Source organism: Thermocoleostomius sinensis A174 (genome assembly GCF_026802175.1).
Classification (GTDB): domain Bacteria; phylum Cyanobacteriota; class Cyanobacteriia; order Elainellales; family Elainellaceae; genus Thermocoleostomius; species Thermocoleostomius sinensis.
Window position 1 is genome coordinate 850,420 of sequence record NZ_CP113797.1, and the last position, 24,626, is coordinate 875,045.

The following is a 24,626-nucleotide window of genomic DNA, read 5'->3' on the forward strand; positions in this document are numbered from 1 at the left end:
CTTAGGTTGTCAAGCTAGTGTAACGTAAAGTTAAACGCTTCTGATTTGAAATACTCCTCGTTCTTATGACTGTTGCGGTTTGTCTGCAAAATGTCCACAAGGTTTATAACAACGTGCCAGTTGTGAATGACCTTTCTTTGATGATTGAGCCGGGAGAAGTCTTTGGGTTGCTGGGGCCCAATGGAGCCGGAAAATCGACTACGATTCGTATGTTAACCACGTTGACCCAACCTACCCAAGGAGAGATTGTGGTGGCTGGCTATGATGTGGTGCGGCAACCCTTCGGCGCGAAGAAGCAGATTGGCGTTGTGCTTCAGCAAACCAGCGTAGACTTGGATCTCAGCGTTTGGGAAAATATGGAGTTTCACGGACGGATGCACCATATCCCCAACTCGATTCGCCAAAAAGAAATTCAGCGGTGGTTAGAGTATGTGGAGCTAGACGATCGCCGCAATGACCTGGTGAAAACCTTGTCGGGCGGCATGAAGCGTCGCCTACAAATTGCTAGAGCTTTGCTGCATCGCCCCCAGATTCTATTTCTAGATGAACCAACTGTGGGGCTAGATCCGCAAACCCGCCGTCGGCTATGGGAAATTATCAAAGGCTTGAATCAACAGGGCATGACAATCTTGTTGACGACCCACTACATGGAAGAGGTGGAATATCTCTGCAACCGCATCGGCATTATGGACAGCGGCAAGCTCATTGAAGTTGGTACCCTTGAAGAACTGCGCCAAAAACACGGCGAGGGGTTGCTGATGAAGCAAAACGGCGATCGCTGGGAGTATCACTTTTTCCCAACGCTCGACGATGCCAAAATCTTCCTCGATCAACAACCAGACAAAACCGGGATGATGGTACGCCCTTCCAACTTAGAAGATATTTTCGTAGAATTGACCGGGAGAAATTTGGATTAGGACTGTGCCACCTGAAATAACCTGAATGGGTCCAAGCGAGTGGGAAGTCAAGCAACGTTCAATTATTGACTTCAACCATCCGCTACACGAGCGGCATAGTTTATGTAGTAGTGCGATCGGTCGCTGTATTCGCTAAAACTGTTTTCTCATTGATAAATAAAACCAATCGCTCATTCTTGAGAATTCAGCTATACTCTTCAGGCAATGTTTCACCCTAGCGCTTTGCTTGCGATTTCAAGTGACTTCATCTCTGATTTCTCCGGTTTCTACCTCACCGATGATGCGCCTCGCCAGCAAAATTGAAGCCATTTTATACCTCAAAGCTCAGCCGCTGACTCTTGCCAAGATTGCCGAGTATGCTAAGTGCGATCGAGATGAGGTAGAAGAAGGCATCATTGAATTGATGTCAGATTATGCTCACCGCGACAGTGCCCTGGAAGTTGTAGAAACTCCAGAAGGCTACTGCTTGCAACTGCGAGAACCGTTTCAAGATTTGGTACAAACCTTAATTCCAGTAGACTTGGGGGTTGGTGCTCTGCGGACGCTGGCAGCCATTGCCCTCAAAGGATCGATCGCCCAACCTGAGTTGGTAGAACTGCGCGGCTCTGGAGCATATCAACATGTGCAAGAACTCGTACAGCTTGGATTTGTGCGTAAACGGCGACAATCGGACGGGCGATCGTATCGGCTGCAAGTCACCGATAAGTTTTACCAATATTTTCAGGTTGATAAACTTCCTAACCCCTCAGAGCCGCCTGTACCGCCTCTTTAGCCAGTTTTGGATGACTCATGGGGGGGGTGCAATCAGCAAATTAAGAGTGTTAAGTTAGGAGTAACTAGTCGCACTCGCAGACATCGATGTCACAATAGATGAAAGTGTCTGTAACATTTTTTAGGAATCCAAGGCTACTATGGTTTTTAACCCTGACAATTTTGAGTTCTTCGGCGGTGAGATCGAAGAGGGTCAGGCGAATAAGTTGTTGAAGTACCTTCAGCATCAGTCTCCTGAAATGCTAGCGAGAGTTGCCAGATCCGTTAGCCCTGAAATTAAGCAGATCATCTCCCAGAATGTTCAGGGATTGGTGGGTGTTTTACCTTCGGAAACCTTTAATGTGCAAATTACGACCGATCGCGAGAATCTAGCTGGTTTGCTAGCCTCTGCCATGATGACAGGCTATTTTCTACGTCGCATGGAACAACGGATGGAGCTAGAATCCAGCATCAAAGGATCATCGCCTTTAAGCTTCGATGCGAGTGATTTCGATCTGTTTAACACAGACGAGTAGGGACAGCAAATTCCACAGGTTTTAGGCAGGTAAGTTAGGCGTGGTTACAGTCATGCCAAGCAAATTTGGGTGAAGTAGGGTTTGCCCTCTGTTGTGGGGTGTGGGGCGGGTTATTTGTATCCCCAAGCGGCAATTGCCAAACAGATCCAGCCTGCGAGGAATGCGACCCCGCCGATTGGAGTAATTGCCCCTAACCCCTTGATTCCCGTAAAACTGAGGGCATACAGACTGCCACAAAAAATTAGCACCCCAGCAATAAACGCTGCCCCAGAGGCAGATAGCAGGGGCGGCGCAGCTTCGGCACGGCTCAATAGTAAGGCTATCAGCAGCAACGCCAGCGCGTGGTACATCTGATAGCGCGTGGCCAGTTCAAAAATTTCTAGCGATCGGTCAGTTAATTTGTCTTTAAGGGCATGGGAAGCAAAGGCTCCAGCCGCAACTGCCAAGCCACCCAACATGGACCCAATCAGTAAAAAGAGTCTGACCATTACCCGAATTTCCTATCCGCTAATGCTGCCATCCTAGCCCAATTCTTTATTCCTTCATAGCTTCCAGCAGTCGTGAAAAATAGAAGCGGGTTTTGGTCATCGCATTGCGTTGTACTGTCCAACCGTTTGCTTGCAACGCCTCGACGATCATCGCTTCCCGATGTAGATAAGCGCGAGTGGCCTTGCTGGGGCCAGGAAAGAAGTCACCAATGCGCTTAAGCAAGCTGTAGCCCAACGTTTTCGGCGCAAAGCTGAGGATGAGGCGATTGGTGGCCAAGTTGCTGAGATGCGCAATCATGCCCATTGCCTGCTCTTGGGGATAGTGAATCAGCACATCTAGACAAACCACCGTGTGATACTGTCCGCTCAACGATTCCAGATCTTGAACTACAAATGTGAGGTTTTCCGAGCCAATACCAGCAGCCATAGCCCGCTCCTTCGCCTCACCCACCATTTTCTCGGAAATATCGCTGGCATAAACGATGGCTCCTGCTTGTGCCAGCGGTAAACTGAGACTACCAACGCCACACCCTGCATCACAGATGGTTAATTCTGCCACATTGCCATCACTTCTGAGCCAGTTCAGCACCGTATCAACCGTCTGCTGATGCCCCTTGCGGATATCCAATTGCACTTTATTGACATCCCCAGTGCCATAAATTCGTCGCCAGCGATCGAACCCAGTGGCATTAAAGTATTCGCGAACTACAGTTTTATCGTCAGTTGCAGTCATAAGATACGGCGTTTGTTGAAGAACCAAAAAATTAAGAAATACTCTTAACGGTAAACGATCGTATTACGATTTCTCACCATTTACACAAAAAAGAGGTCGGGAAGTAGAAGTGAAGGGGTAGGGGGAGTAAATCAGTCAGCGACTGGTGCATCTACTCCCTGTACATGACTTCCGATTCCCAATTCCCTACTCCTGTTCCAACAACTGCCGGGCTTCTGCAAGAGACTGCTGCTGAGCGTCTGTCACCTCTGGATACTTCAAACCCAGTTTTTCCAGAGTTTCATAAATAATAGCTGCTACTACAAGGCGCATATACCATTTGCGATCGGCTGGGATAATGTACCACGGTGCCCAGTCAGTACTGGTATGATTAAATACCTCTTCAAATGCATTCATATAATCATCCCAATACTGTCGCTCTTTGACATCATTGGCAGAAAACTTCCAGTTTTTCTCCGGTTTATCTAATCGATCTAAAAACCGTTTCTTCTGTTCTTCTTTCGATATATTCAGGAAAAACTTCAAAATGATGATACCGTTATTGACGAGGTAACGTTCAAAACAATTAATTTCGTCAAATCGCTGCTGCCAAATATGCTCGTCATGTTTCAGCGATCGAGGTAATTGTTGCCGCTCTAAAAGCTCAGGATGAACGCGAACCACCAGCACTTCTTCATAATAAGAACGGTTGAAAATACCAATTCGCCCACGTTCTGGCAGTGACTTTGCATAACGCCAGAGATAGTCGTGATCGAGTTCTTCAGCAGAGGGTTGCTTGAAGCTAAACACTTGACAACCTTGAGGATTAATGCCCGACATTACATGCTTAATCGTGCCATCTTTGCCTGCGGCATCCATTGCTTGAAAAATGCACAACAAAGCATAGGTATTCTGGGCATAGAGTTTATCTTGAAATTCTGCCAAGTGTTTCACACCAGCCGCCAATAACTCGCTGGAGCGTTCCTTTAGTTCACTTTTAGAGAATTTGTGATGTTCCTCTTCAAAACTGCTGATGAAGCGGGGATTATAATCTTTTAATTTGATCTGGCTACCGGGCTTCACTAGAAACGGGTCAAATTTCATACGAAACTCTCAACTCAACGATCTGACTACGCTGGCAACTCATCATTCGCGATCGAGAAGTGTGGGTTCGGCTGCGCTCAATTCACTCAATGAGGCAGTCGAATCGCCATGCCTAAACATTGCACAGCTAAATCAGGGATATGTTTTTCACTGTATCGTTGAATGTCGGCGAGAGACGGCCCTTGTGTCAAGGTCGTAATATAGTTTGGTACAAAACTACGCAATGGTCGGTACGTCCTATGCTCAATCTCGATCGTCTGTCTACGGAACAGCGCAATCCCAACACGCTACAGATTGATCAGGTTTCGACGTTGGAGATGGTTAAACTGATCAACGATGAAGATAAACAAGTGGCGCTGGCTATTGAACACGTATTGCCCACCATTGCTCAGGCGATCGACATCATTGCCGTTCAATTAAAACAGGGTGGCAGGTTGATCTATCTAGGAGCGGGAACCAGCGGGCGTTTGGGAATTTTGGATGCTTCAGAATGTCCTCCCACCTACGGCACCGATCCGAACTTAGTGATTGGGTTAATTGCTGGGGGTGATGCAGCCATTCGCAAAGCGGTAGAAGGGGCAGAAGATAGTCGTGAATTGGGCGCTAAGGATCTCCTTACACTTGGATTGACAGCGCAGGATGTCGTCGTGGGGCTGGCGGCCAGTGGACGAACGCCCTATGTGATTGGTGGATTGGAATATGCTCAGGACATGGGTGCACAGACAATCGCCATTGCCTGTACCCCCAATTCGGTGATTGGCATGATTGCTCATATTGCCATTGAAGTTTCACCTGGGCCTGAAGTAATTACGGGTTCAACACGAATGAAAGCTGGAACAGTACAGAAACTGATTTTGAACATGCTTTCGACCGGAGCAATGATTAAAATTGGCAAGGTTTATAGCAATTTAATGGTTGATGTACAAGCTACAAATCAGAAATTAGTAGAGCGAGCCAAGCGCATTGTCAGCGAAGCAACCGGAGTCGATCGATCGCGGGCAGAAGCCCTACTGCAATTAACCCACTACGACGTAAAGCTAGCCATTTTGATTGAAAGAACGAATTTACCCTTAGAACAAGCACAAATGATCTTGCAACAGGCAGATGGATATTTGCAAACAGCGATTGATACCGCTACTGGTAAGCTTACGCTGCACAACCATACCCCAATTGAGTAGGACAAATCGAACACCGAACATCCGATTCTCCATTCCCGACTTCCCAACTCCCGACTCTCCATTTTCCATTCCCTGTGCTTCCATCCATCCCCCCCCCTGCCATCAATCATCCCGAATACCTCAACCACTATCATTGGATGTGCCGAGCGATCGAACTAGCCGCAGCGGCTGGAGACGCTGGAGACGTGCCTGTCGGTGCAGTCATCGTGGCAGATAAACAACTCATTGCAGAAGGCGAAAACCGGCGCGAACGGGATCATGATCCCACCGCCCATGCTGAAATTGTGGCACTGCGATCGGCCGGCCGCGCACTCGGAACGTGGCATCTGGAGCAATGCACTCTGTATGTCACCTTAGAGCCGTGTCCCATGTGTGCTGGCGCGTTAGTGCAAGCCCGATTAGGGTTATTGGTTTATGGAGCCGATGACCTCAAAGCGGGCGCGATTCGCACGGTGATCAACATTCCCGATGGGGCCAGTTCCAATCACAAATTGCCTGTGATGGGTGGGATTCTGGCATCCACCTGTCAGCAGCAATTACAGCAGTGGTTTGCCGCCAGAAGACAAGCGAAACGATCGAATCCTCCCAATCAGCAGAAATGACAGAGTAATCGTTCCGAGCGATTTCAACCGATCTGCTTTAACACCACAATCGATCGATCGAGCACCGGAATGGGTTTGTCGCTGGTGTACCATAGGCCATTTTCAATCAAACGAGGATGGCGAGTGTCCACAATCACTTGCCAGTGGCGTGGCTGCAACCCTTCTGGAATCGTAAACTCCAGCATTTCATAGTGGGCATTAAAAAACAGCAAAAAACTGTCATCCATGATTCGTTCGCCCCGTTCGCCGGGTTCCGCAATTTCTAATCCATTCAACAGAATCGCGATCGCCTTAGCAAACCCATCGTTCCACTGGTGCTCAGTCATCTCACCACCATCGGGATTAAACCAGGCAATGTCGTGCACTCCCGATCCATGAATAGCGCGGCCTTGAAACCACTTGCGACGGCGAAACACCGGATGGAGGCGGCGTAGGGCAATCAATTGACGAGTAAAGTCTAATAGTTCATGATCTTCATTGTTAAGTTGCCAGTTCAACCAAGACACCTCATTGTCTTGGCAATAGGCATTGTTGTTGCCTTGCTGCGATCGACCCATTTCATCCCCACTGAGGATCATCGGAACCCCTTGAGACAATAGGAGGGTGACTAGGAAATTGCGCTGTTGCCGTTGCCGCAGAGTTAACACAGCCGGATCTTGAGATTCGCCCTCTTCTCCACAATTCCACGATCGGTTATGACTTTCGCCATCGTGATTATCTTCCCCATTAGCTTCGTTGTGCTTGTCGTTATAACTAACCAAATCGCGCAGCGTAAAGCCATCATGGGCAGTAACAAAGTTGATGCTAGCACTGGGATTGCGACCATTGCTTTGATACAAATCCGAGCTACCCGTAAACCGATAGGCAAATTCTGCCAAGCGGCTATCTTCACCACGCCAAAAGTCGCGCACCGTATCGCGGTATTTACCGTTCCATTCTGACCACAGCAATGGAAATTCGCCCACTTGATAGCCGCCCTCGCCCACATCCCAGGGTTCGGCAATCAGCTTCACGTCCGCTAAAACCGGATCTTGGTGAATGATATCGAAGAAAGCCGAGAGACGATCGACCGCATACAATTCTCGCGCTAATGCTGATGCCAGATCAAAGCGAAAGCCATCGACGTGCATCTCTAGCACCCAATAGCGCAAGCTATCCATGATCAGCTTCAACACCTGAGGATTGCGCACATTCAGGGAATTGCCACAGCCCGTGAAGTCCATATAGTAGCGAGCATCTCCTTCGACCAAACGATAGTAGGAGGCGTTGTCAATGCCGCGCAAGGATAGGGTAGGGCCCAAATGATTTCCCTCACCTGTGTGGTTATAGACAACATCTATAATCACCTCAATGCCCGCTTGGTGCAATGCTTTCACCATTTGCTTAAATTCCACCACCTGTTGCCCCTGAACACCGCTGGAACTGTAGCCAGAGTAGGGGGCAAGATAACCGATCGAATCATATCCCCAATAGTTGCGCAATCCACGCTCAACTAAGTGTCCGGGGTAAGCCAAAAAGTGATGCACGGGCATCAGTTCAACAGCCGTGATCCCTAACGATTGCAAATGGGAAATGGCCGCCGGATGAGCGAGCCCGGCATAGGTGCCTCGTAACGCTGGGGGAATATCTGGATGTTGTTGTGTGAACCCTTTCACATGCAGTTCATAAATAATCGTTTCGTGGCGCGGCGTTTGCAACAGCGCATCCTCTTCCCAATCAAATAGTTCGTCAATGACAACAGCTTTCGGGATCAAGGCAGCGTCATCTTCGTGGGAAAATGAAAGGTCCCGCCCCGGGTCACTCCAGGAATAGCCAAACGTCGCTTCACCAAACTGCACATCGCCTTCGATCGCTTTAGCATAGGGATCGATCAGCAACTTGTTGGGATTAAAGCGATGCCCCCACTGTGGTTCGTAGGGGCCATAGACCCGAAAGCCATACCGCTGTCCCGGCCCTACCGAAGGAATATAGCCATGCCAAACAAAATTACTCATCTCCGTCAGCGGCAGTCGGGTTTCTCGTCCTTGTTTGTCGAACAGGCACAGTTCAACTTTCGTGGCGTGTTCGGAAAACAGGGCAAAGTTGGTTCCTTTCCCATCCCAGGTTGCGCCTAGGGGGTAAGGTTTACCAGACCAGAGTGATAAGTACATATACTCAAGCAATTTGTATGGTTTTGTTAAGGCATTCGTTTCCCCTGATCCTAACTGGCAATGGGCAAGTTGTCGTCAAGTGTGGCAAACGGCGCGTTTAAGAAGGTATGGGTGAATGGGGATACAATCGAGAAATTTAGGCAAGAAATTCAAGGTTGATAGACCTCATCAGAACTCATTAAACCTTACAAAACAGCAGTCTATGGATGCTCTCGAAACAATCATCGGCGAATGTCGAACTTACTCCGATCGAGTTGACACGCATGATCACGCTTATGCTCAGTTGTTGTTGCCTCTGTATGGTAGTTTATTTATTCAGACCGAGTTTCAGGAGTTTGAGTTGCAATCATCGCATGTATTCTTTTTGTTGCCCCATTGTCAACATACGTTTTATGCCAAAGATTGCAACCAATTTCTAGTCTTGGATATTCCTAAATCTAGCATTTTTAATCTCCGTTGTATTCAACAAAATACTAGCATCAAAACTATTTTAGACGATCGCTGGCAAGCATTGCGTCAATTACTCCTAGCTGAAATTAATCAATCACAGTACTCATTAACAGATTTGTTTCGTTATGCTGAGCGCTTACTACAACTGAAACCGCAATCGCGATCAATTCAATATCTTCAGGAGAATTATCATCAGTCAATTACATTACCTGAATTAGCCAAACTTGAAGGATACAACACAACCTATTATTGCGAATGGTTTAAGTTCACGACTGGAAGCACCGTCAAACAGTACATTCAAACATTGCGGTTCGAGCGAGCAAAGCACTTGCTGCAAGCGACTGATTGGTCTGTCACTCAAATTGCTCATGCGATCGGCTACGAACATCCTGCTTCCTTGACTCGCCTGTTCAGACAGTTTAGCGCCTTTACTCCACAAGCCTATCGGCAACACAGCCGAAATTCGGCCACCTGTTTCCAAAATTTGGCTAAGTAAGTTGGTCTGTACAAGCTCTACAATGCCCATGTCGGTGAAGCTTTGCCGTATTGCTTTAATCATCGCACCGATATCGGCGCCAATGCTTTGTCCCTACGTTTCCGCATTCCCAAAATCTCGCTATGCTCGATCGATCGCAACGCTTCCGACAACGAGCCACCCTAATTGGCTTCAGTGCTATTCTCATGTGGTCCACCCTGGCTCTACTCACCAAGCTCAGTGGCAATCTACCTCCCTTTCAACTGACAGCAATGGCATTTACCATCGCAGCGCTGATTGGTGTAGGCGTTTGGTTGAAACAAGGCGGCTCGATCGTCCGTTCCTTGAAGTTACCGCCCGCCGTGTGGGGACTGGGCATCTTTGGTCTATTTGGCTATCACCTGTTCTATTTCATTGCCCTCCAGCAAGCTCCTGCCGTAGAAGCTAGCCTGATTGCATACCTGTGGCCGCTGTTGATTGTATTGTTTTCTGCATTGTTGCCGAATGAATCACTGCGCTGGTTTCATGTAGTCGGGGCGATCGCTGGATTTGTCGGAGCCGCAGTGTTAGTCACCCAAGGACAGGGACTCAGGTTCAGCCCACAGTATAGTTTGGGTTATCTAGCGGCTCTAGGTTGTGCTTTTACCTGGTCTAGTTATTCGGTCTTGTCACGGCGATGGGGCAATATTCCCACCCATGCTGTTGGTGGCTTCTGCTTGGTTACAGCCCTACTAGCCTGGCTCTGTCATTTTGCGTTTGAACGCACGGTGTTCCCCCAAGGTGGTCAATGGTCGGCAATTCTTGGTTTGGGACTAGGCCCAGTGGGGCTGGCGTTTTACACCTGGGATTATGGCGTCAAACATGGCAATATCAAAAGTCTAGGTGCGTTGTCCTATGCGGCTCCGCTATTGTCTACGGTGCTTTTGGTAGTTTGTGGACTGGCAGAGGCAAGCTGGCGGCTAGGATTAGCCTGTGTATTGATTGTTGGAGGAGCCGTGTTAGCGGCTGGAAGATGGAGTAATGATGAAAAAAACTAATGCGGTGCGGCTACTCGATCGCCTCAAGATTGCCTACAACCTGCTGAGCTATGACGTAGATCCGGCGGATTTATCCGCAGAAAGTACAGCCCAAAAACTGGGCTTGCCCCCAACACAAATCTTTAAAACGCTGGTCGCTAAGGGCGATCGACAAGGGGTATGTCTGGCAGTAATTCCTGGCAATGCTCAGTTAGATTTAAAGGCACTGGCCGCTCTGAGCGGTAACAAGAGCATCGATCCGGTACCCCTGAAAGATGTGCAACCGTTGACGGGCTACATTCGCGGTGGTGTTACAGCTTTAGCTTGTAAGAAAGACTATCCAGTATATGTGGATGCAACCATCGAACCATTACCGTGGGTAGCTGTTTCCGCAGGGCAACGCGGACTGATGATTCAATTAACCCCAACGGACTATTTGCGCGCGGTGAATGGCACAGTGGGATCGATCGCTCTCTAACCCACAGGGTGCCTCTCGGTTGTGCAGCCCTCAACACCTTCCCTTTTTTCCAACCATGGAAGCCGGGGCAGGGGATGAGGGCAGATACAGCAACCCCAATACGAGCGTGGGAGACATTTAACTTCCGCTTCGATCCTAATACCAATTTAAATTGAGAACGTGGCAAATCGGGTAAGGGCGATTCGCGAATCACCCTTACGAGCGGTTCATCTGTCGCAGAGATGGTTTAAAGCGGTATAAGCAAGATCCGAAATAACTTTTGTAGTGATTGTTTCTTTACTTGTTCAGACCTGTTGATCACAAGGAGAGAGCTTATGCCAGTTTCAATGATAGGGCGAGGACGAAAGAATCCATTTGGCTATGTCGATCGCCAAATTACTCGAACAAATGTAACACGAACTTATATTCTTAGAGACATTGACACAAGCTCAACTGGCGTTTCAACCGACATTGGTAGTCCGTATGGCTCCAGTTCGGGCGTACAGCTTTATTCGTTGACTACCATTCTCAGCGGTGAACCCGGTGGAATCACCCGGCTACAACTGCGTAGAATCAACAATACCCAAGAAAATGGCTCTACTTATCTCACCTATGAAGTCAGAGTGACGATCGATCCTCGTTCTCGTCAAACTTCGATGACATTAGGCTCAACGATTTCGCCAGAAACGGGATATGCTGGCTTCTATTTCAGTGATTTGGGCATCGGCACAGGAGGTGGAATTGCCATTGCGGGTAACGGCAACATTGTAGGAACATCAGCCCGAGATGCCCTGATTGGGGGGGATAGCAACGACACGATCGATGGGCGTGGTGGCGCTGACTATATGCGCGGTGGGCGCGGTAATGATACTTACATCGTTCGTGACAGCAACACCCAAATCGATGAAACTCCTCAGACAGGCATCGAAACGGTGGTGTCTTATGTCGATTGGGATTTGAGTCGAAAGGTGATTGCTCTACCAAAATTTAATGGTGAAACAACCAATAGATTTCAGGTAGAAACAAATGTTGAAACTGGCTTGGATCATCTCACCTTGACGGGTAATGCAGCGATTAATGGCACAGGCAATAATTTGTCTAACGTCATCAAAGGCAACAACGCCAACAACACCCTGTCGGGGCAAGCCGGCAACGATACCCTAATTGGGGGCGGTGGAAATGATAGTTTATTCGGTGGTGACGGCAATGATGAACTGAATGGATTTGGTACTGTAGCGAGTACCGTGTCTCAGTTCGACACCCTCAACGGTGGAGCCGGAAACGATGTATTTGTGTTGGGTGGAACTTGGGGCGTTTCGTATGTCGAACCGGGCGATGGCTATGCCGTGATCAGCGATTGGACAGCGACTCAAGATCGCATCAAGGTCAAAAATGTGCCCGGCGGCACCTATAGCCTAGAGTTCAAGAGCGTGAGTGGTATTGGCTCTGCTCTGTTGGATACAGAAATCTACTTCACCGACTCTCGCGGCTTCAAAGATCGCATTGGCATTATCCAAGACAGTATTAATGTCAACATTGCGCGTGATTTTGTGTTTGTTTAAGCTCTACAGCAACGGAGGACAATGGAAGGACTATATTAAAATCGTTAAGCTTCATAGCGGATAAACAGTAACTTCAAGCAATGACCCTAATGGTTCTGTCTATCGCCAGCTCTAGAGTTAGTGTGTTGGTTTAGAAAGCGAAAGTCACAATTTAATGCGATCGAGCACCTCGTTGAGCCATTTCTCATACAATCGGTGCAAACTGTGCAATGGTTCCTGAATAGTTAGCCCGATCGACTCATGAGGTATTCTGCTTTTTATCCCCGTCTGAGTCTTGCGCTCAGCCTTTGCCTAAACATTACCCTTGGGCTGGAATTGTTTCGCCCTCCAATGGCCCAAGCTCAAGTTCGCGCCGATCGCACTTTGTCTCGTACCTCACAAGTCGATCTAGACGGGAATCGCTGGGTGATCACGGAAGGAACACTCAGAGGAACTAATTTGTTTCATAGTTTTGAAGAATTTTCTGTGCCGGAGAATGGGACAGCTTCGTTTCAAGGCATTGATCCAGCCATTGCTAACATCTTTGCGCGAGTCACAGGACAACTGCGTTCTAATATCAATGGCACGATCGAAGCGTTACAAACCAATGGAGCACTGAGTTCCGCTAATCTATTTTTACTAAACCCCAACGGCATTCTGTTTGGGCCCAATGCCCGGCTCAATTTGGGTGGTTCATTTATTGCGACTACAGCCGATCGCATTCAATTTGCCAATGGGGTACAGTTCAGCGCCAGCACGCCTCAAGATGTTCCCTTGCTAACAGTTAGCACGCCGATTGGGTTGCAGTTTGGCAGCAATCCAGGTCGCATTATGAACCGATCGATGGCGCAAAATTTCAGTAGCACTGGCGAGGTTCTGCTTGATCCGTTTGATGGTGAAGCACGCGGTCTCAGAGTGTTGCCAGGTCAAACCTTGGCGCTAGTAGGCGGTTCTATCAGGTTACGCGGAGGGGGATTGGTGGCAGGAAGCGAGAACACTGAACCGGGTGGACGGATTGAATTAGCCAGTGTGGGGGCTAACGAAGTTGTTCGCCTCATTCCTAGCACAATGGGTTGGAGCTTAGGGGTGACGCCCGGGCAGAATTTTGATGATATTCGCTTGTCGCAAGGGGCAATTGTCAACACCAGCGGCAACAGCGGCGGTGCCATTGTTGTACAGGGTCGCAATATTCGACTAAGTGGCGGTTCGCAGTTCCTGTCCGTGACGCAGGCGGGCAGGGGTGAGTCTATGATTGTGAATGCCACCGATCGCCTGATCGTCACCGGAGCCTCTGATCAAGGAAATAGTTTGCTGTATACGGAAACCCAAGCAAGTGGTTCTGCTGGCGACATTCAACTTTCTGCCAGACAACTCCAAATCAGCGATGCCGGGTTTATTACGTCTCTGTCGTCTGGAAGCGGCAAGGGCGGGGATGTGATGGTGAATGCCGTGGAGACCATTGAGGTGATTGGCAGACCCAGCAGCTTGGTAACGTTGGCCGATGGAGACGGAGCGGCCGGAGATTTACAGATTTCCACCCGACAATTGCATATTCTTGAGGGTGGCGAAGTGGGATCGATCGCCAGTGGTACTGGACGCGGCGGGAATGTAATGGTCAACGCTTCAGAGTCAGTGAATATCATTGGCATTTCTACTGCTCCTGAGTTGACCGATGACGATCGGGGGGGCAATTTGTTGGCCCAAACCCAAGCAAACGGTGAAAATGCGGGAGCCGCTGGAAATATTACCGTTACAACCGATCGCCTGTTGTTACAAAACGGTGGACAGATTGCATCATCGACTGTAGGCGGTGGGGATGCGGGACGGCTAACGGTACGGGCTAGAGACATTGAGTTAACGGGAATTGCGCTAGACGATGACGGGTCTCCGTTTTTGTCGTCGCTGGAAGATGGGAGTTTACCGTATCCCAGCGGTCTGTTTTCGGGAACCGGGCCGGGATCTACGGGCAGCGGAGGACAGTTGCGCGTGACAGCCGATCGTTTAAGCTTACGCAATGGGGCTGTGCTGCAAACTAACACCTTTGGCAGTGGCAATGCTGGCAATATGGAAATTCGCGTCAGAGAGTTTATTACAGTCAGCGGTCGTGCTCCGGGTAATTTAATCCCTACCGGAATTACCGCGATTTCTGGCGGATTTCCTGGATCGGGATTTCGAGAAGTGCGTCGTGCGACAGGCAGCAGCGGTAATATTCAGATTACAACTCAAGATTTGCGCCTTGAAGACGGGGCAGTCATTGCAACTAGTAGCATTAATCCGGCGGCAGCGGGGGCCGGACAGCTACAAATTCAAGCCCGATCGATCGCCCTCAGCAACAATGCCCAACTCAACGCTCGCACCGAATCGGGAGGTCGCGACAGTGCCACGATTGATCTACGCGGCTTAGAGCTACTGAGTTTGCAAGGCGGCAGCCAAATTACCACTCGTGCTGGGATAGAAACTGGCGGCGGCAATGGGGGCACCATTCGCATACAAGCCCGTTACATCGTGGCAGAACCTGTTGGTGATAACGATATTTCTGCGGATGCAGGTCAGGGGGATGGAGGAGATGTCGATATTACAGCAAACATTATTGGATTGGTTCAGCAAGATCGCCCCACCTCTCCGCAAAGTGGGATCACTGCCAGTTCCGAGCAAGGCGTCAGCGGCACAATTACCATCCGTTCACCCGAATTTGACCCCACTCGTGGATTACTAGAATTGCCAACGGATATTGTGGATAGGTCGCGGTTGATTGCTCGAACTTGCCGTCCAGCCAATCCGGATGCTCCTCAAAGCGCGTTTGTCATCACTGGGCGCGGTGGATTGCCCTCTAGCCCTCGCGATCCGGGCAGCAGCAACCCCGTAGAATCAGATTGGGTGACCCTTCCCCCTCAAACGGAACCGACGGAACTCTCCACAACAACAGCCATCTCTCCAGAAACTGCAATGCCAGAATTGGCAACGGGTTCACAGCCTCCTAACTCACAGACAATTGTAGAAGCCCAAGGTTGGCAAATCGGAACACAGGGTGAGATTGAGTTGGTGGCTTACTCTCAAAATCGCTCGATCGCTCCAGCAATCGAACAAAATCCTCCTTGCCCAACGCCCTAAGCTTGTCTATCTCGACTCAATAAAAAACCCCCGCAACGCCTTGCAGGGATTGATGAAGCAGTTAAACGTCTGTTGAATGAAGTTTGTAGAGGAAACTTGATCCTACATTCGAGTGACTGAAAGTGTCACTTCGCCTTCGTTGTCCTCTAAATAGGTATCGTAGAAGAAGGCGCAAACAGTAGCTGGTTCCAGCACATCCAGCAGTAACGTGTCACCATAACCATTCAGCGACGACCAAGTCGCCCCGACCGTCACACCTGTCTTACGATTGATCACGGTTCCGCCATAAATCCACAGCAGCACGATCGGCTCTCCGGCAAACCCAGAATTAGCGCGATAGCCAAATGTACCACTCTTGAGCCTAATCGCATAGGTTCCTGGTTGCAATGTCTTAGAAACCGAAACCTCTTGCTCTAATTTCCGCATCGAGTCTGGATCGATGAAGTAACAGTTGCGCCGGCTATCGATCGTCAAATCTTCACTGTAGGTAGGACCTTCGATCGTCACTACCACTTGTCCTTCGTTGTCCTCTAGGTAAGTATCAAAGAAGAAGCCGCAGAGGGTGACTGGTTCCAGTACCTCCAGTACCAATGAGTCACCAATTCCATTCAGAGTGGACCACGTAGCACCAACCTCAACGCCCGTCTTGCGGTTTACGACCTTGCCACCATAAATCCAAAGGAGAACCAAAGGTTCGCCTTCATGCCCCGACTCGATGCGATAGTCGAACGCACCGCTCTTGAGTTTGATCGTATAAGTACCAGGTTGCAGCACTCTAGACACTGACGTTTGATGCTGGAGGCGACCCATTGCAGCCGGGTCAATCAAGAAGCAGTTGCGCCGGCTATGAACAATCAGATCCTCTTCCGAAAAGGACGACTGATACTGCGGTGTCGATTGGGGGCTGGTGGAATAGCCTTCTACCGTAGCAGTTTGGTATTGAGCGACTGGCTGAGCAATGACTGGTTCAGGTCTAGGCTCATAGGTTGGTTGTTCCGTAGGCTGGTAGGAAACAGCCGGCTGAGTTGTCGATCGGTACGGTGCTGTGGGGTATGTAACCGTCTGATTGACAGTTGTCTGCGTCGTTGTGGACTGCTCTGTAAAGGGGTTAGACGACATAGTTTCGCTCGTAACGGGGCAGGAGAGTCCGGCATCGATCTCTTCTACTTTGCGAACCTTGCGAACCAGGGTAATTTCTTCTTCGCGGCGAATGACGGTGCGGATAGGAGCTAAGCACACGACATCGCGACGGGCATCCCGTCCAAAACTATCAAAACTCAGGGTGCTGATATCAGTGGGAATGATTGAGGGGTTTGACTGATCGCTCATATCTCTCTCCAATAGGGACGACTAGATGGCGGCGGCGGGCATAGGTTGGGTATGGGCAGTGGACTGTCCGGCTGGCTCAACTAAGGGATTGGTAGATAAGGGGGCGCTGCTGATAGGGCAGGAGAGTCCGGCATCGATCTCTTCTACTTTGCGAACCTTGCGAACCAGGGTAATTTCTTCTTCGCGGCGAATGACGGTGCGGATAGGAGCTAAGCACACGACATCGCGACGGGCATCCCGTCCAAAACTATCAAAACTCAGGGTGCTGATATCAGTGGGAATGGTTAAATCACTCATCGCAGAACAAAAAAGCATCAATCTTGAATCTGAAAAATGCCACGTATCTTGGTGGCATGGAAAAATGATGGTCAGGCATTCGAGATACAATCACCAAAATGCCTAAACCACCATTCTCAGCAACCAGCAGCAACCTGATAGTTCAAGTTGCTGTCTCTCAGTTGCTATTGCACAAACGGATTAGACGACATGGTTTCGCTCGTAACGGGGCAGGAGAGTCCGGCATCGATCTCTTCTACTTTGCGAACCTTGCGAACCAGGGTAATCTCTTCTTCGCGGCGAATGACGGTGCGGATAGGAGCTAAGCACACGACATCGCGACGGGCATCCCGTCCAAAGCTGTCGAAGCTCAGGGCGCTGACATCGGAGGGAATAACATAACCGTTTTGTTGTTCGCTCATGAGAGTCTCCAAGAATATTGCAAGAACTAAGAACTAAATTGCAAAAACTAAATCGTAGGCATTAAGCGATCGCCTTTCGAGGCGAAATCGATCGACTATTGCACAAACGGATTAGACGACATGGTTTCGCTCGTAACGGGGCAGGAGAGTCCGGCATCGATCTCTTCTACTTTGCGAACCTTACGAACCAACACGATCTCCTCTTCGCGGCGAATGACGGTGCGGATAGGAGCTAAGCACACGACATCGCGACGGGCATCCCGTCCAAAGCTGTCGAAGCTCAAAGCATTGATATCAGCGGGAACGACATAACCACTTTGCTGTTCGCTCATGAGAGTCTCCAAAAACTAACGTTGGCAACTAAATAAAACCGACTAAACAGAACCTGCTTAGAAAAGCTGAGACAGAACAGAGTTGCAACTCAAGTTGAACAGATTAACCAGTTCAAACCATTGAGCAGGATAGAAGTTGAACGAGCATCACCCTATTTGGCAACTTTAATTAAAACCAGTAATAGAGTAAATCAATCGTTAAAAATACCCCTTGAAATCTCTGTTCTTTGTAATACCTTTTGGTATTAACAACGATTTATAGACTACCCTTTATTTGCTCATTTGTAAACCCTAGTTTTTGATTTCATCTATTAATTTTTTGAGAAATTCCTGGTAGCTAACTTGATCAAATTATCTACATAAAAAACTAGATAACAGCGCAATTAATAGGCAATAAAGAGTATTGTGAAAGACGATCGTCAAACAATCAAGCATTCACTGAATCCTCAATATTACCCACACTATTTTATGGGTATTACCGCTATTACCCTTACCAAATGCCGCTTTTGACAACATTTAGTATGTTGAAACTTATGAAATTCCTTTTTACAAATTAACTAATCATGAGAATTAATGGCTGGATGAGATCGATTTATATGATCGCCTTCAATGAAGCAAAATATTGACCGTTTGAAGTACATGACAATCTGCTTAAAACCAGTCAACTGCCTACATGGCTATGTTTCTATTCTTCTTTAATCTCAAATTTTTCAATCTCATATCTATTTCAACCGACATAGCATGATCCACATTCAGTGATAATTCACAAGCACACCTTGATCACTCACCAAAGATCACTCACCAAACACCGCACAAACATCGAACTGGGAAATAACTTCGCAGTTCGCTACACACAAGCACATGGCTTGCCAATATTTCAACAATTCCTGAGATGTAAACTCTTAGGACAAGAGCTAGGAATGATAAGGAAAATTGACCTAATTATTAAAGTCAAACCCAAATACTATTGACGATCAACGTTGTTACAATCGCGACTATGTAACAGCCTACCAGGTGCACCTCCATAGAACTTGGAATCTATAGAGGCCATTCATAAATTCCTGCGATCTACAGCCTTTACAGTCTACAGTTTCGATTCACCACCAATTTTTGTAAGAGTTGTCGATCGAACCAATGAGAACAATGCTTGTCTGGAAACCCAACTTGATGATTCGCCAGTCAGTTTGTTGTTAGGAAACCCAATTTTCTCTGTCTACTCTGTCTGATGTCTAAGCTGAACCTCACACTCTAGGCGATGAGCCATGGCTCCAATTAGCGCAAAATCCAGTGAAGACATCCGGAGGAAGCTCGTCTATCTATGTACTGGCTACAGTATCAAATTTTGTTGCCCTTTTGAAGTTATCTGCTAGACATTTCCAATTTTCTTAATTTTTATCCGTCTAATAATTAGTTTCTGTCGTAAAATCCGTAATTTATTGGCGAGTCTTAGCAAAAACCTGGGTATTTATAATTGGAGCCTTATCTCTACTCTGTCTACCTATAGTGTGGTTTCGATCGGCAACCGCTTGATTTGGGTTTCGATCGCAATCTCTCCATGGTCAGCCATCGGGTGCTGTCGCGCTGACCTTTGACATTATTCATCCAAAAGGAGAACCGTCTCTATGTTCGAATTCAAGCCACTATTTCAGAGCCGCCATCGTTATCTTGTCAACTACACCGCCTACGCTGGACACAAGAACGAAATTGAGATTCAAGGCACTCGCTGCCGAGTGATTAGCGATCGGGCTTTAACTGGACAAGAGATTGCCGAAGAGGTTGCCTATCATATTCGTGAGCAAGATAGCCTGCCCGTTAGTCATATTGTGATCCATTCGCTAGCGCAGCTAGGAGCCTAATTTCGGGTTCTTGGTTTTCACGGGAATCATGACTCAAGCCGATCGGGAATGCCCTCGCACCCACCCGGAATTGTGCTGCGAGTTTTTGGCCCACCCCATGCGCAGCAGTAGTAGCGCTGAGCCGGTGATAGCCGTTTAGCTCCCGTGAAATCTGCCCCCTCGATCACGGCTCCGGTAAACTCACCATTGGCGTAATTGGGTTGATGGATGGCAGTGCGGGGGGTTGCAGTGGTTGACTTGCCATAGAAGAAGCGAACGCGGTGTAAGTCGGCTCCGGCAAAGCAGGCCTCAGACAAAATGCTACGGGCTAGGTTGGCACGAACTAGGTCACAATGGCTGAGATTGGCGCGGATCAGATTGATATCGCTGAGATCAGTCCACCGTAGATCGGTACCTGCCAAATCAGCGCCTGCTAGCATCACCCCCAAATGAATGACACGCAACCCAGCCTGCCGATCTTCTGAATAGACTCCCCTGCCGTCTAGAATTGGCCGTCCCAATAACTGATCGCGTTTGAGGGGAGTAATTAACCCCGATCGCGACAGAAACCGTAATACCTTCGCTTTGCCACTGGCATCGATACTACTCAAAATGGCAGCAGTCCGTCCCTCGGCGATGGCTCGTTCCATCGGAAAATCTTCTAACAGTCCATCCTCCGTCAACATGAGTTCTGCAATGCCATCAAAGTAAGCATCTATGGTTTGCTGTTGAGTGATAGTATTTGAGCGAATGGTCAAATCTTTAGAAATGACATATTGCTGCCAAGAGACATAGACGGCTAGCATAGCGATCAGAATTTGCCCTAATGCTCCCAAAATCGATCCGAGGGTGCTGACTTTTTGCCAATCTAGCTGCCAAAAAGTAGCGATCGCGCGCTGCCCAATTGGACTCATGAGGAACAAGCCGCTACTAGCGACAACAATTCCTAGGTGAGCGGCGGTCGATCGCCACTGTGATGGTGTCAGCACATTGCGCAGAGCCGGCAAGCCAACCCGTCCAATGACAGCGGTAGATAGGATCAGCGCGATTCCAGTCCCAATTAAGCTGACTCCCGTGTTGCCAGCCAGCCACCCCACTACCGTTAGCGCGATCGCAAACAGAATCGTTAACTCTACAGCAGCTTTCATAGCAAGGGGCGTATCCCGAATCGAGGAGGAGGTCTCTGCTAGGGCGATCGCTCCCTGAAACTGACTCAGAGAGGACAGCCGTAAGATTATGGAAATTTTGCCGACTGTTGCTCTGTGCCATCGGGGAGTACCGCTCCCACCAGCAGCGCATCAGTTAATTTGGCATCTTCAAGATTCGCTTCAAACAAAAATGCATGACTCATGTTTGCCTCCACCAACACCGCACCAACGAGCCGTGCCGAACTCAATTGGCTTTCGGTTAAATTGGCCTTCAGCATAAATGCCCGACTTAAGTCAGCCTCGGTCAAGTTCACCCTGGCCAGATTGGCTTCCTGAAAACTGGCTCCACTCAAGTTAGCGCGACTTAAATTGGCTTCCACCAAGTTGGCGCGATCTAGATTAATGCCGCTTAAGTTGGCTCCTGCCAGCGAAACCCTCGCCAAGTTTACCGCTTCAAAATGACGTTCACCAGCAGCATACCGCGCTAAAAGCTCTTCAGCGTTCATGTCGATCGTCCTCACAAAACCCAAGATTGAACTGCTAGCTAGAAGCTCTGGCGAAGTTCTGCTAAAAGTTCTGTTATCCGTTGCATTCGCAGAATGCGTCAATATTATCGAGAATGAGACGATGGCAGGTCAATAGTCTTTGTTTAAAGAGAATAAAGAGAATTATGCCTGGGTTCGTGCGATCGCGGCTACGACGGTTGCAAATTCTACTGGATGGACGTGTTTTGACAAGTAGACCTGAAATCCCATAGACAGCGCTTGCAGCCGTTCATCTTCACTGCTTTTAGTCGTTAAGGCAATCAATGGCAGCGGTCGCCCTTCAGCCGTTGATAGAGCCTTGACTCGCGCAATCAACTCCATATCGCGCTCCGTCAGCGTTGTGATGTTGATCAGCAGCACATCGGGGCTAAAGTGCTCAACCAGCCCAGCCGCATCGGACACAGAGGCTACTGCAATCACCTCGGCCCCATCGTTTTCCATCTGCACAGCCAAGGGGTCACGTGAATGAAATTTCGCATCGATCAATAAAACTTGCAGATTGTGTAAGGGGCAAAGCTCGATCATGCTATCGGTTATGGGATCTGGAACGTTACCTAGACTAGGGTCTGGGTTGCTATCGAGTGGCCCATTCTGATGATGGTTCATCAGTGGATTGGCGTCTGCATGAATTTTGGCTAGAGGGATTTCAACCGTGAAAGTGGCTCCTTGCCCTTCGCCGTCGCTGACCGCTGCTATCGTCCCCCCATGCAGTTCTACCAAGTGTCGCACCAGCGTTAAGCCCAGCCCCAACCCTTGCCCCGATCGGGTTGAACTGCCATCGGCTTGACGAAACGGCTCGAACACGTGGGGTAAAAATTCAGGCGTAATCCCCTGACCTGTATCTTGAATCTGGAGTTGCACCCGATCGTGGATCTGCTGAAGGTAGATGGTAATTTGCCCATGCCGAGGGGTAAACTTCATGGCATTCGACAGTAAATTCCATACGACTTGTCGCAGGTAGCGCAAATCTCCCCGGACGGGGCCAACGGTTGGGTCTAAATTGAGGCTCAGGTGCAAGTCCTTGGCATCCATCGCCAATTTCAGAGATTCCGCCGTCTCTTGAACGATCGAACTCAACCACAGAAAACTTGGTTTCAGTCGAAACTGTCCAGTAATTACCCGCGAAATGGTCAGCAGATCATAGACAATCTGCGTGAGTGCTTTCGCCTTGCGTTCGATTGCATCCAGGGCTTGATCCAGTGTGCGGGCATTGAAGGAACGCAACCGCAGCATTTGAGTCCAACCAACAATGGTATGCAAAGGTGTGCGGAGTTCGTGAGATAGGGTGGTTAAAAACTCATCCTTGAGGCGATTTGATTCTTGCAGTTGTTGGTAAAGACGGGCATTATCGATCGCCATCGCCGCCCGTTGAGATAAATCCGTTGCCACCGATAGGTCAAGCGGGTCATAGTCGCGATCGGACTCGGCAATGGCTAACACCATTGTGCCAAGCTTTTGTCCACGCGCAATCAACGGCACAATAATCAACGCCCGAGGAGCTAGTTCGACAGAAATTCTAATGACCCGTGGGTCTTGAGAAATGGGATGCAGTGTGAGCGGATCGGTCACTAACACCGGACCTGAGGTTTGCAGGGCCCGAGCTAGCAAGTTGTCAGGGGTCTGCATGGAGGTTTGATATAAATGGCTCAACTCATCCACAAGCGCCTGTTTGTCTGGGTGGCGATGGACGGCTGCCACCTGTTTCAAGACCCCATCCACTTCAAGCTTGTGAATCAAGCAAAAGTCTGCCAACACGGGCACGGTTAACCGCGCCACATTACTCAATGTCGTTTCATAATCTAAGGATGATGCCAAAATGTTGCTGGCCTCTGACAAAAATGCACATCGCTGATTTGCCAATTCTGCCCGCCGCCGCGCCATTTGCTCTTGTTGTAGCAGTTGATCACAAATGCGCTCGATTTGCTTGCGGGATGTGATGTCTTGGAAGTAGGCAGCAATCCCATCTCGGGCTGGATAGAGATTGATCTGAAACCAGCGGTTTAAGGTGGAGCATTCGTATTCAAATTGAGTTGAGACCCGACTACGAGCGGTTCGATCGCAGTGATAATACAACCGAGTATTCACTACGTGGGGGTACACCTCCCAAACATTTCGTCCTAATAATTCGCTTTGGTGGCGTTCTAGAATCCGTTCAGCCCGCTGATTGATGTATGTAAATCGCCATTGCCCATCAATCGCGCAAAAGCCGTCGGTAATGCTTTCAAAAATTTCGGCTAACTCTTCATTGGTAGCTCGCAGCGCTTCCTCGGCTCGGCGACGGCGCGAGGTTTGCTGTTCTAATTGAGTGTGCGTTTGTTGTAGCCTGGCATTGAGGGCAACTTCGGCTTGCTTCCACTCGGTGATATCTTCATACAGCACCAGCATGCCGATCGGCAAAGGATAGGCCCGTACCCCCAGCCAAACATTCAGTGGCTCGTAGAAAATCTGAAACCGTGTACTGTCTCCGGTCTCAAAAACAGACTGTAACTTCTGGTAGAACTCAGTTTTCAGCGCTTCCGGGTAAACCTCCCAGATGGGTTTGCCTAGCAGGTCGGTTGTAGATTGTCCGGCCAGTTGGGCCCCCCGTTGATTAATAAAGGTGATGCGCCAATCGCGATCGTAAATGGCAACACCATCGGTGATACTCTCCAGGATTGCCGTCATTGATCATACTCATCTGAAGGTTAATATGTGAAACGATAGTTTTAAATGGGCTAGGGGAAACAGTGAAACCCTAGCCTAGAATGAAACCCAGTTCCATATATGCCACATAGACCATTCGGGGCAGGTTGCGATCGCATCTCAAGGGAGAGCGTAATGAAGCAAATTCTAGAAAGTTTCGGAAGGACTGTGGATAGAAAGTTCTAGAAAAAGTTTCAACTAGTTCAGCGATTATGAATGAACCGCACCCGAATGTAAGCGTTACCCAAAAGCGCTTGACTCAAGCGGTTACAGGAACGCTGTCGCGTATACCAAAAGTTTTAATATTTGTCGGGGGATTTGCCATCATCCTCTAGAACGAGTCGAACCGTTGCCAGCCTCCTCCTTAGTAAGTACGACAAATTGTCCGAATTCAAACAAGATGAGAATAAATAACACACAAATCGCTCAGCTTTTTCCACGGTTCATTCCATCATTTCGCCATGGCTTTTAGGTACAGTTTCCAGGGTTTGTAAGATTGAGAGAGGGGAGGATCGTTAGAGGATGTGTGAACAGTATCAATGCTGGCTCAGATAGCCTGCACCCGCCGGA

General features: G+C 48.8%; 22 protein-coding genes. 11 read left to right on the forward strand and 11 right to left on the reverse strand.

Annotated elements, in window-relative coordinates:
• Nucleotides 1-65 precede the first annotated feature (65 nt).
• The 3 genes from OXH18_RS03700 (at nt 66) to OXH18_RS03710 (ending at nt 2,203) form a co-directional block, all read left to right on the forward strand.
• Nucleotides 66-917 carry an ABC transporter ATP-binding protein gene (locus tag OXH18_RS03700; RefSeq protein ID WP_268611070.1) on the forward strand — a complete coding sequence of 284 codons (852 nt, stop codon included), beginning with the start codon at nt 66-68 and terminating at the stop codon, nt 915-917.
• Between the two features lie 277 nt (nt 918-1,194).
• Nucleotides 1,195-1,689 carry an SMC-Scp complex subunit ScpB gene (scpB, locus tag OXH18_RS03705; RefSeq protein WP_268613120.1) on the forward strand — a complete coding sequence of 165 codons (495 nt, stop codon included), beginning with the start codon at nt 1,195-1,197 and terminating at the stop codon, nt 1,687-1,689.
• Between the two features lie 139 nt (nt 1,690-1,828).
• The gene (locus tag OXH18_RS03710; protein ID WP_268611071.1) at nt 1,829-2,203 is read left to right on the forward strand and encodes a DUF760 domain-containing protein; all 375 of its coding nucleotides are present in this window, start codon (nt 1,829-1,831) and stop codon (nt 2,201-2,203) included.
• A gap of 110 nt (nt 2,204-2,313) precedes the next feature.
• Here the strand turns inward: OXH18_RS03710 and OXH18_RS03715 are convergent, their stop codons facing one another.
• The 3 genes from OXH18_RS03715 to OXH18_RS03725 form a co-directional block, all read right to left on the reverse strand.
• Entirely contained in the window at nt 2,314-2,691 is a 378-nt protein-coding gene (locus OXH18_RS03715; RefSeq protein ID WP_268611072.1) for a DUF423 domain-containing protein, read from the reverse strand.
• A 46-nt stretch (nt 2,692-2,737) separates the two neighbouring features.
• A complete protein-coding gene (gene bchM, locus OXH18_RS03720) occupies nt 2,738-3,424 on the reverse strand; it encodes a magnesium protoporphyrin IX methyltransferase (protein ID WP_268611073.1) in 687 nt (228 codons plus the stop codon).
• Nucleotides 3,425-3,610: 186 nt separating this feature from the next.
• Entirely contained in the window at nt 3,611-4,507 is an 897-nt protein-coding gene (locus OXH18_RS03725; protein ID WP_268611074.1) for a polyphosphate kinase 2 family protein, read from the reverse strand.
• A 239-nt stretch (nt 4,508-4,746) separates the two neighbouring features.
• Between OXH18_RS03725 and murQ the strand changes: the two genes are divergently transcribed.
• Both murQ and tadA read left to right on the forward strand, forming a co-directional pair.
• The gene (murQ, locus tag OXH18_RS03730) at nt 4,747-5,685 is read left to right on the forward strand and encodes an N-acetylmuramic acid 6-phosphate etherase (protein WP_268611075.1); all 939 of its coding nucleotides are present in this window, start codon (nt 4,747-4,749) and stop codon (nt 5,683-5,685) included.
• Between the two features lie 137 nt (nt 5,686-5,822).
• Entirely contained in the window at nt 5,823-6,287 is a 465-nt protein-coding gene (gene tadA / locus OXH18_RS03735; RefSeq protein WP_268613121.1) for a tRNA adenosine(34) deaminase TadA, read from the forward strand.
• 23 nt (nt 6,288-6,310) lie between these two features.
• Here tadA and glgX read toward each other — a convergent pair whose 3' ends face one another.
• Entirely contained in the window at nt 6,311-8,437 is a 2,127-nt protein-coding gene (gene glgX, locus OXH18_RS03740; RefSeq protein ID WP_268611076.1) for a glycogen debranching protein GlgX, read from the reverse strand.
• A gap of 202 nt (nt 8,438-8,639) precedes the next feature.
• Between glgX and OXH18_RS03745 the strand changes: the two genes are divergently transcribed.
• The 5 genes from OXH18_RS03745 to OXH18_RS03765 all read left to right on the forward strand — a co-directional run bounded on the left by OXH18_RS03745 (nt 8,640) and on the right by OXH18_RS03765 (nt 15,487).
• Nucleotides 8,640-9,383: a helix-turn-helix domain-containing protein gene (locus OXH18_RS03745; RefSeq protein ID WP_268611077.1), complete on the forward strand. Its 744-nt coding sequence runs from the start codon at nt 8,640-8,642 to the stop codon at nt 9,381-9,383.
• 122 nt (nt 9,384-9,505) lie between these two features.
• Entirely contained in the window at nt 9,506-10,399 is an 894-nt protein-coding gene (yddG, locus tag OXH18_RS03750; protein WP_268611078.1) for an aromatic amino acid exporter YddG, read from the forward strand.
• Nucleotides 10,386-10,856 carry a Cys-tRNA(Pro) deacylase gene (gene ybaK, locus OXH18_RS03755; RefSeq protein WP_315874666.1) on the forward strand — a complete coding sequence of 157 codons (471 nt, stop codon included), beginning with the start codon at nt 10,386-10,388 and terminating at the stop codon, nt 10,854-10,856. The genes yddG and ybaK overlap by 14 nt, the downstream gene beginning before the upstream one ends.
• A gap of 314 nt (nt 10,857-11,170) precedes the next feature.
• The gene (locus OXH18_RS03760) at nt 11,171-12,397 is read left to right on the forward strand and encodes a calcium-binding protein (RefSeq protein ID WP_268611080.1); all 1,227 of its coding nucleotides are present in this window, start codon (nt 11,171-11,173) and stop codon (nt 12,395-12,397) included.
• 240 nt (nt 12,398-12,637) lie between these two features.
• Nucleotides 12,638-15,487, forward strand: a complete 2,850-nt coding sequence (locus tag OXH18_RS03765; RefSeq protein ID WP_268611081.1) for a beta strand repeat-containing protein — start codon at nt 12,638-12,640, stop codon at nt 15,485-15,487.
• Nucleotides 15,488-15,589: 102 nt separating this feature from the next.
• On the opposite strand, the gene OXH18_RS03770 is transcribed toward OXH18_RS03765, so the two are convergent.
• From OXH18_RS03770 to OXH18_RS03785, 4 genes are all read right to left on the reverse strand, one after another.
• Nucleotides 15,590-16,816: a hypothetical protein gene (locus OXH18_RS03770; protein ID WP_268611082.1), complete on the reverse strand. Its 1,227-nt coding sequence runs from the start codon at nt 16,814-16,816 to the stop codon at nt 15,590-15,592.
• A gap of 21 nt (nt 16,817-16,837) precedes the next feature.
• Nucleotides 16,838-17,113 carry a hypothetical protein gene (locus OXH18_RS03775; RefSeq protein WP_268611083.1) on the reverse strand — a complete coding sequence of 92 codons (276 nt, stop codon included), beginning with the start codon at nt 17,111-17,113 and terminating at the stop codon, nt 16,838-16,840.
• Between the two features lie 164 nt (nt 17,114-17,277).
• Nucleotides 17,278-17,514, reverse strand: coding sequence for a hypothetical protein (locus tag OXH18_RS03780; protein WP_268611084.1), 237 nt, complete (start codon nt 17,512-17,514; stop codon nt 17,278-17,280).
• A gap of 95 nt (nt 17,515-17,609) precedes the next feature.
• The gene (locus OXH18_RS03785; RefSeq protein ID WP_268611085.1) at nt 17,610-17,846 is read right to left on the reverse strand and encodes a hypothetical protein; all 237 of its coding nucleotides are present in this window, start codon (nt 17,844-17,846) and stop codon (nt 17,610-17,612) included.
• Nucleotides 17,847-19,468: 1,622 nt separating this feature from the next.
• On the opposite strand from OXH18_RS03785, the gene OXH18_RS03790 reads away from it, so the two are divergent.
• Nucleotides 19,469-19,702, forward strand: a complete 234-nt coding sequence (locus OXH18_RS03790) for a hypothetical protein (protein WP_268611086.1) — start codon at nt 19,469-19,471, stop codon at nt 19,700-19,702.
• Nucleotides 19,703-19,728: 26 nt separating this feature from the next.
• Here OXH18_RS03790 and OXH18_RS03795 read toward each other — a convergent pair whose 3' ends face one another.
• From OXH18_RS03795 to OXH18_RS03805, 3 genes are all read right to left on the reverse strand, one after another.
• Nucleotides 19,729-20,829 carry a pentapeptide repeat-containing protein gene (locus OXH18_RS03795; RefSeq protein WP_268611087.1) on the reverse strand — a complete coding sequence of 367 codons (1,101 nt, stop codon included), beginning with the start codon at nt 20,827-20,829 and terminating at the stop codon, nt 19,729-19,731.
• A gap of 86 nt (nt 20,830-20,915) precedes the next feature.
• Nucleotides 20,916-21,335 carry a pentapeptide repeat-containing protein gene (locus OXH18_RS03800; protein WP_268611088.1) on the reverse strand — a complete coding sequence of 140 codons (420 nt, stop codon included), beginning with the start codon at nt 21,333-21,335 and terminating at the stop codon, nt 20,916-20,918.
• 162 nt (nt 21,336-21,497) lie between these two features.
• Nucleotides 21,498-24,038 (reverse strand): hybrid sensor histidine kinase/response regulator, encoded by a 2,541-nt coding sequence (locus OXH18_RS03805; protein WP_268611089.1) that lies wholly within the window; start codon nt 24,036-24,038, stop codon nt 21,498-21,500.
• Nucleotides 24,039-24,626 lie beyond the last annotated feature (588 nt).

Bases quoted from the DNA above. Each gene is read 5' to 3' on its own strand.
- OXH18_RS03700 (WP_268611070.1), top strand. From the start codon at position 66: ATGACTGTTGCGGTTTGTCTGCAAAATGTCCACAAGGTTTATAACAAC.
- scpB (WP_268613120.1), top strand. From the start codon at position 1,195: ATGATGCGCCTCGCCAGCAAAATTGAAGCCATTTTATACCTCAAAGCT.
- OXH18_RS03710 (WP_268611071.1), top strand. From the start codon at position 1,829: ATGGTTTTTAACCCTGACAATTTTGAGTTCTTCGGCGGTGAGATCGAA.
- OXH18_RS03715 (WP_268611072.1), bottom strand. From the start codon at position 2,691: ATGGTCAGACTCTTTTTACTGATTGGGTCCATGTTGGGTGGCTTGGCA.
- bchM (WP_268611073.1), bottom strand. From the start codon at position 3,424: ATGACTGCAACTGACGATAAAACTGTAGTTCGCGAATACTTTAATGCC.
- OXH18_RS03725 (WP_268611074.1), bottom strand. From the start codon at position 4,507: ATGAAATTTGACCCGTTTCTAGTGAAGCCCGGTAGCCAGATCAAATTA.
- murQ (WP_268611075.1), top strand. From the start codon at position 4,747: ATGCTCAATCTCGATCGTCTGTCTACGGAACAGCGCAATCCCAACACG.
- tadA (WP_268613121.1), top strand. From the start codon at position 5,823: ATGTGCCGAGCGATCGAACTAGCCGCAGCGGCTGGAGACGCTGGAGAC.
- glgX (WP_268611076.1), bottom strand. From the start codon at position 8,437: ATGTACTTATCACTCTGGTCTGGTAAACCTTACCCCCTAGGCGCAACC.
- OXH18_RS03745 (WP_268611077.1), top strand. From the start codon at position 8,640: ATGGATGCTCTCGAAACAATCATCGGCGAATGTCGAACTTACTCCGAT.
- yddG (WP_268611078.1), top strand. From the start codon at position 9,506: ATGCTCGATCGATCGCAACGCTTCCGACAACGAGCCACCCTAATTGGC.
- ybaK (WP_315874666.1), top strand. From the start codon at position 10,386: ATGAAAAAAACTAATGCGGTGCGGCTACTCGATCGCCTCAAGATTGCC.
- OXH18_RS03760 (WP_268611080.1), top strand. From the start codon at position 11,171: ATGCCAGTTTCAATGATAGGGCGAGGACGAAAGAATCCATTTGGCTAT.
- OXH18_RS03765 (WP_268611081.1), top strand. From the start codon at position 12,638: ATGAGGTATTCTGCTTTTTATCCCCGTCTGAGTCTTGCGCTCAGCCTT.
- OXH18_RS03770 (WP_268611082.1), bottom strand. From the start codon at position 16,816: ATGAGCGATCAGTCAAACCCCTCAATCATTCCCACTGATATCAGCACC.
- OXH18_RS03775 (WP_268611083.1), bottom strand. From the start codon at position 17,113: ATGAGTGATTTAACCATTCCCACTGATATCAGCACCCTGAGTTTTGAT.
- OXH18_RS03780 (WP_268611084.1), bottom strand. From the start codon at position 17,514: ATGAGCGAACAACAAAACGGTTATGTTATTCCCTCCGATGTCAGCGCC.
- OXH18_RS03785 (WP_268611085.1), bottom strand. From the start codon at position 17,846: ATGAGCGAACAGCAAAGTGGTTATGTCGTTCCCGCTGATATCAATGCT.
- OXH18_RS03790 (WP_268611086.1), top strand. From the start codon at position 19,469: ATGTTCGAATTCAAGCCACTATTTCAGAGCCGCCATCGTTATCTTGTC.
- OXH18_RS03795 (WP_268611087.1), bottom strand. From the start codon at position 20,829: ATGAAAGCTGCTGTAGAGTTAACGATTCTGTTTGCGATCGCGCTAACG.
- OXH18_RS03800 (WP_268611088.1), bottom strand. From the start codon at position 21,335: ATGAACGCTGAAGAGCTTTTAGCGCGGTATGCTGCTGGTGAACGTCAT.
- OXH18_RS03805 (WP_268611089.1), bottom strand. From the start codon at position 24,038: ATGACGGCAATCCTGGAGAGTATCACCGATGGTGTTGCCATTTACGAT.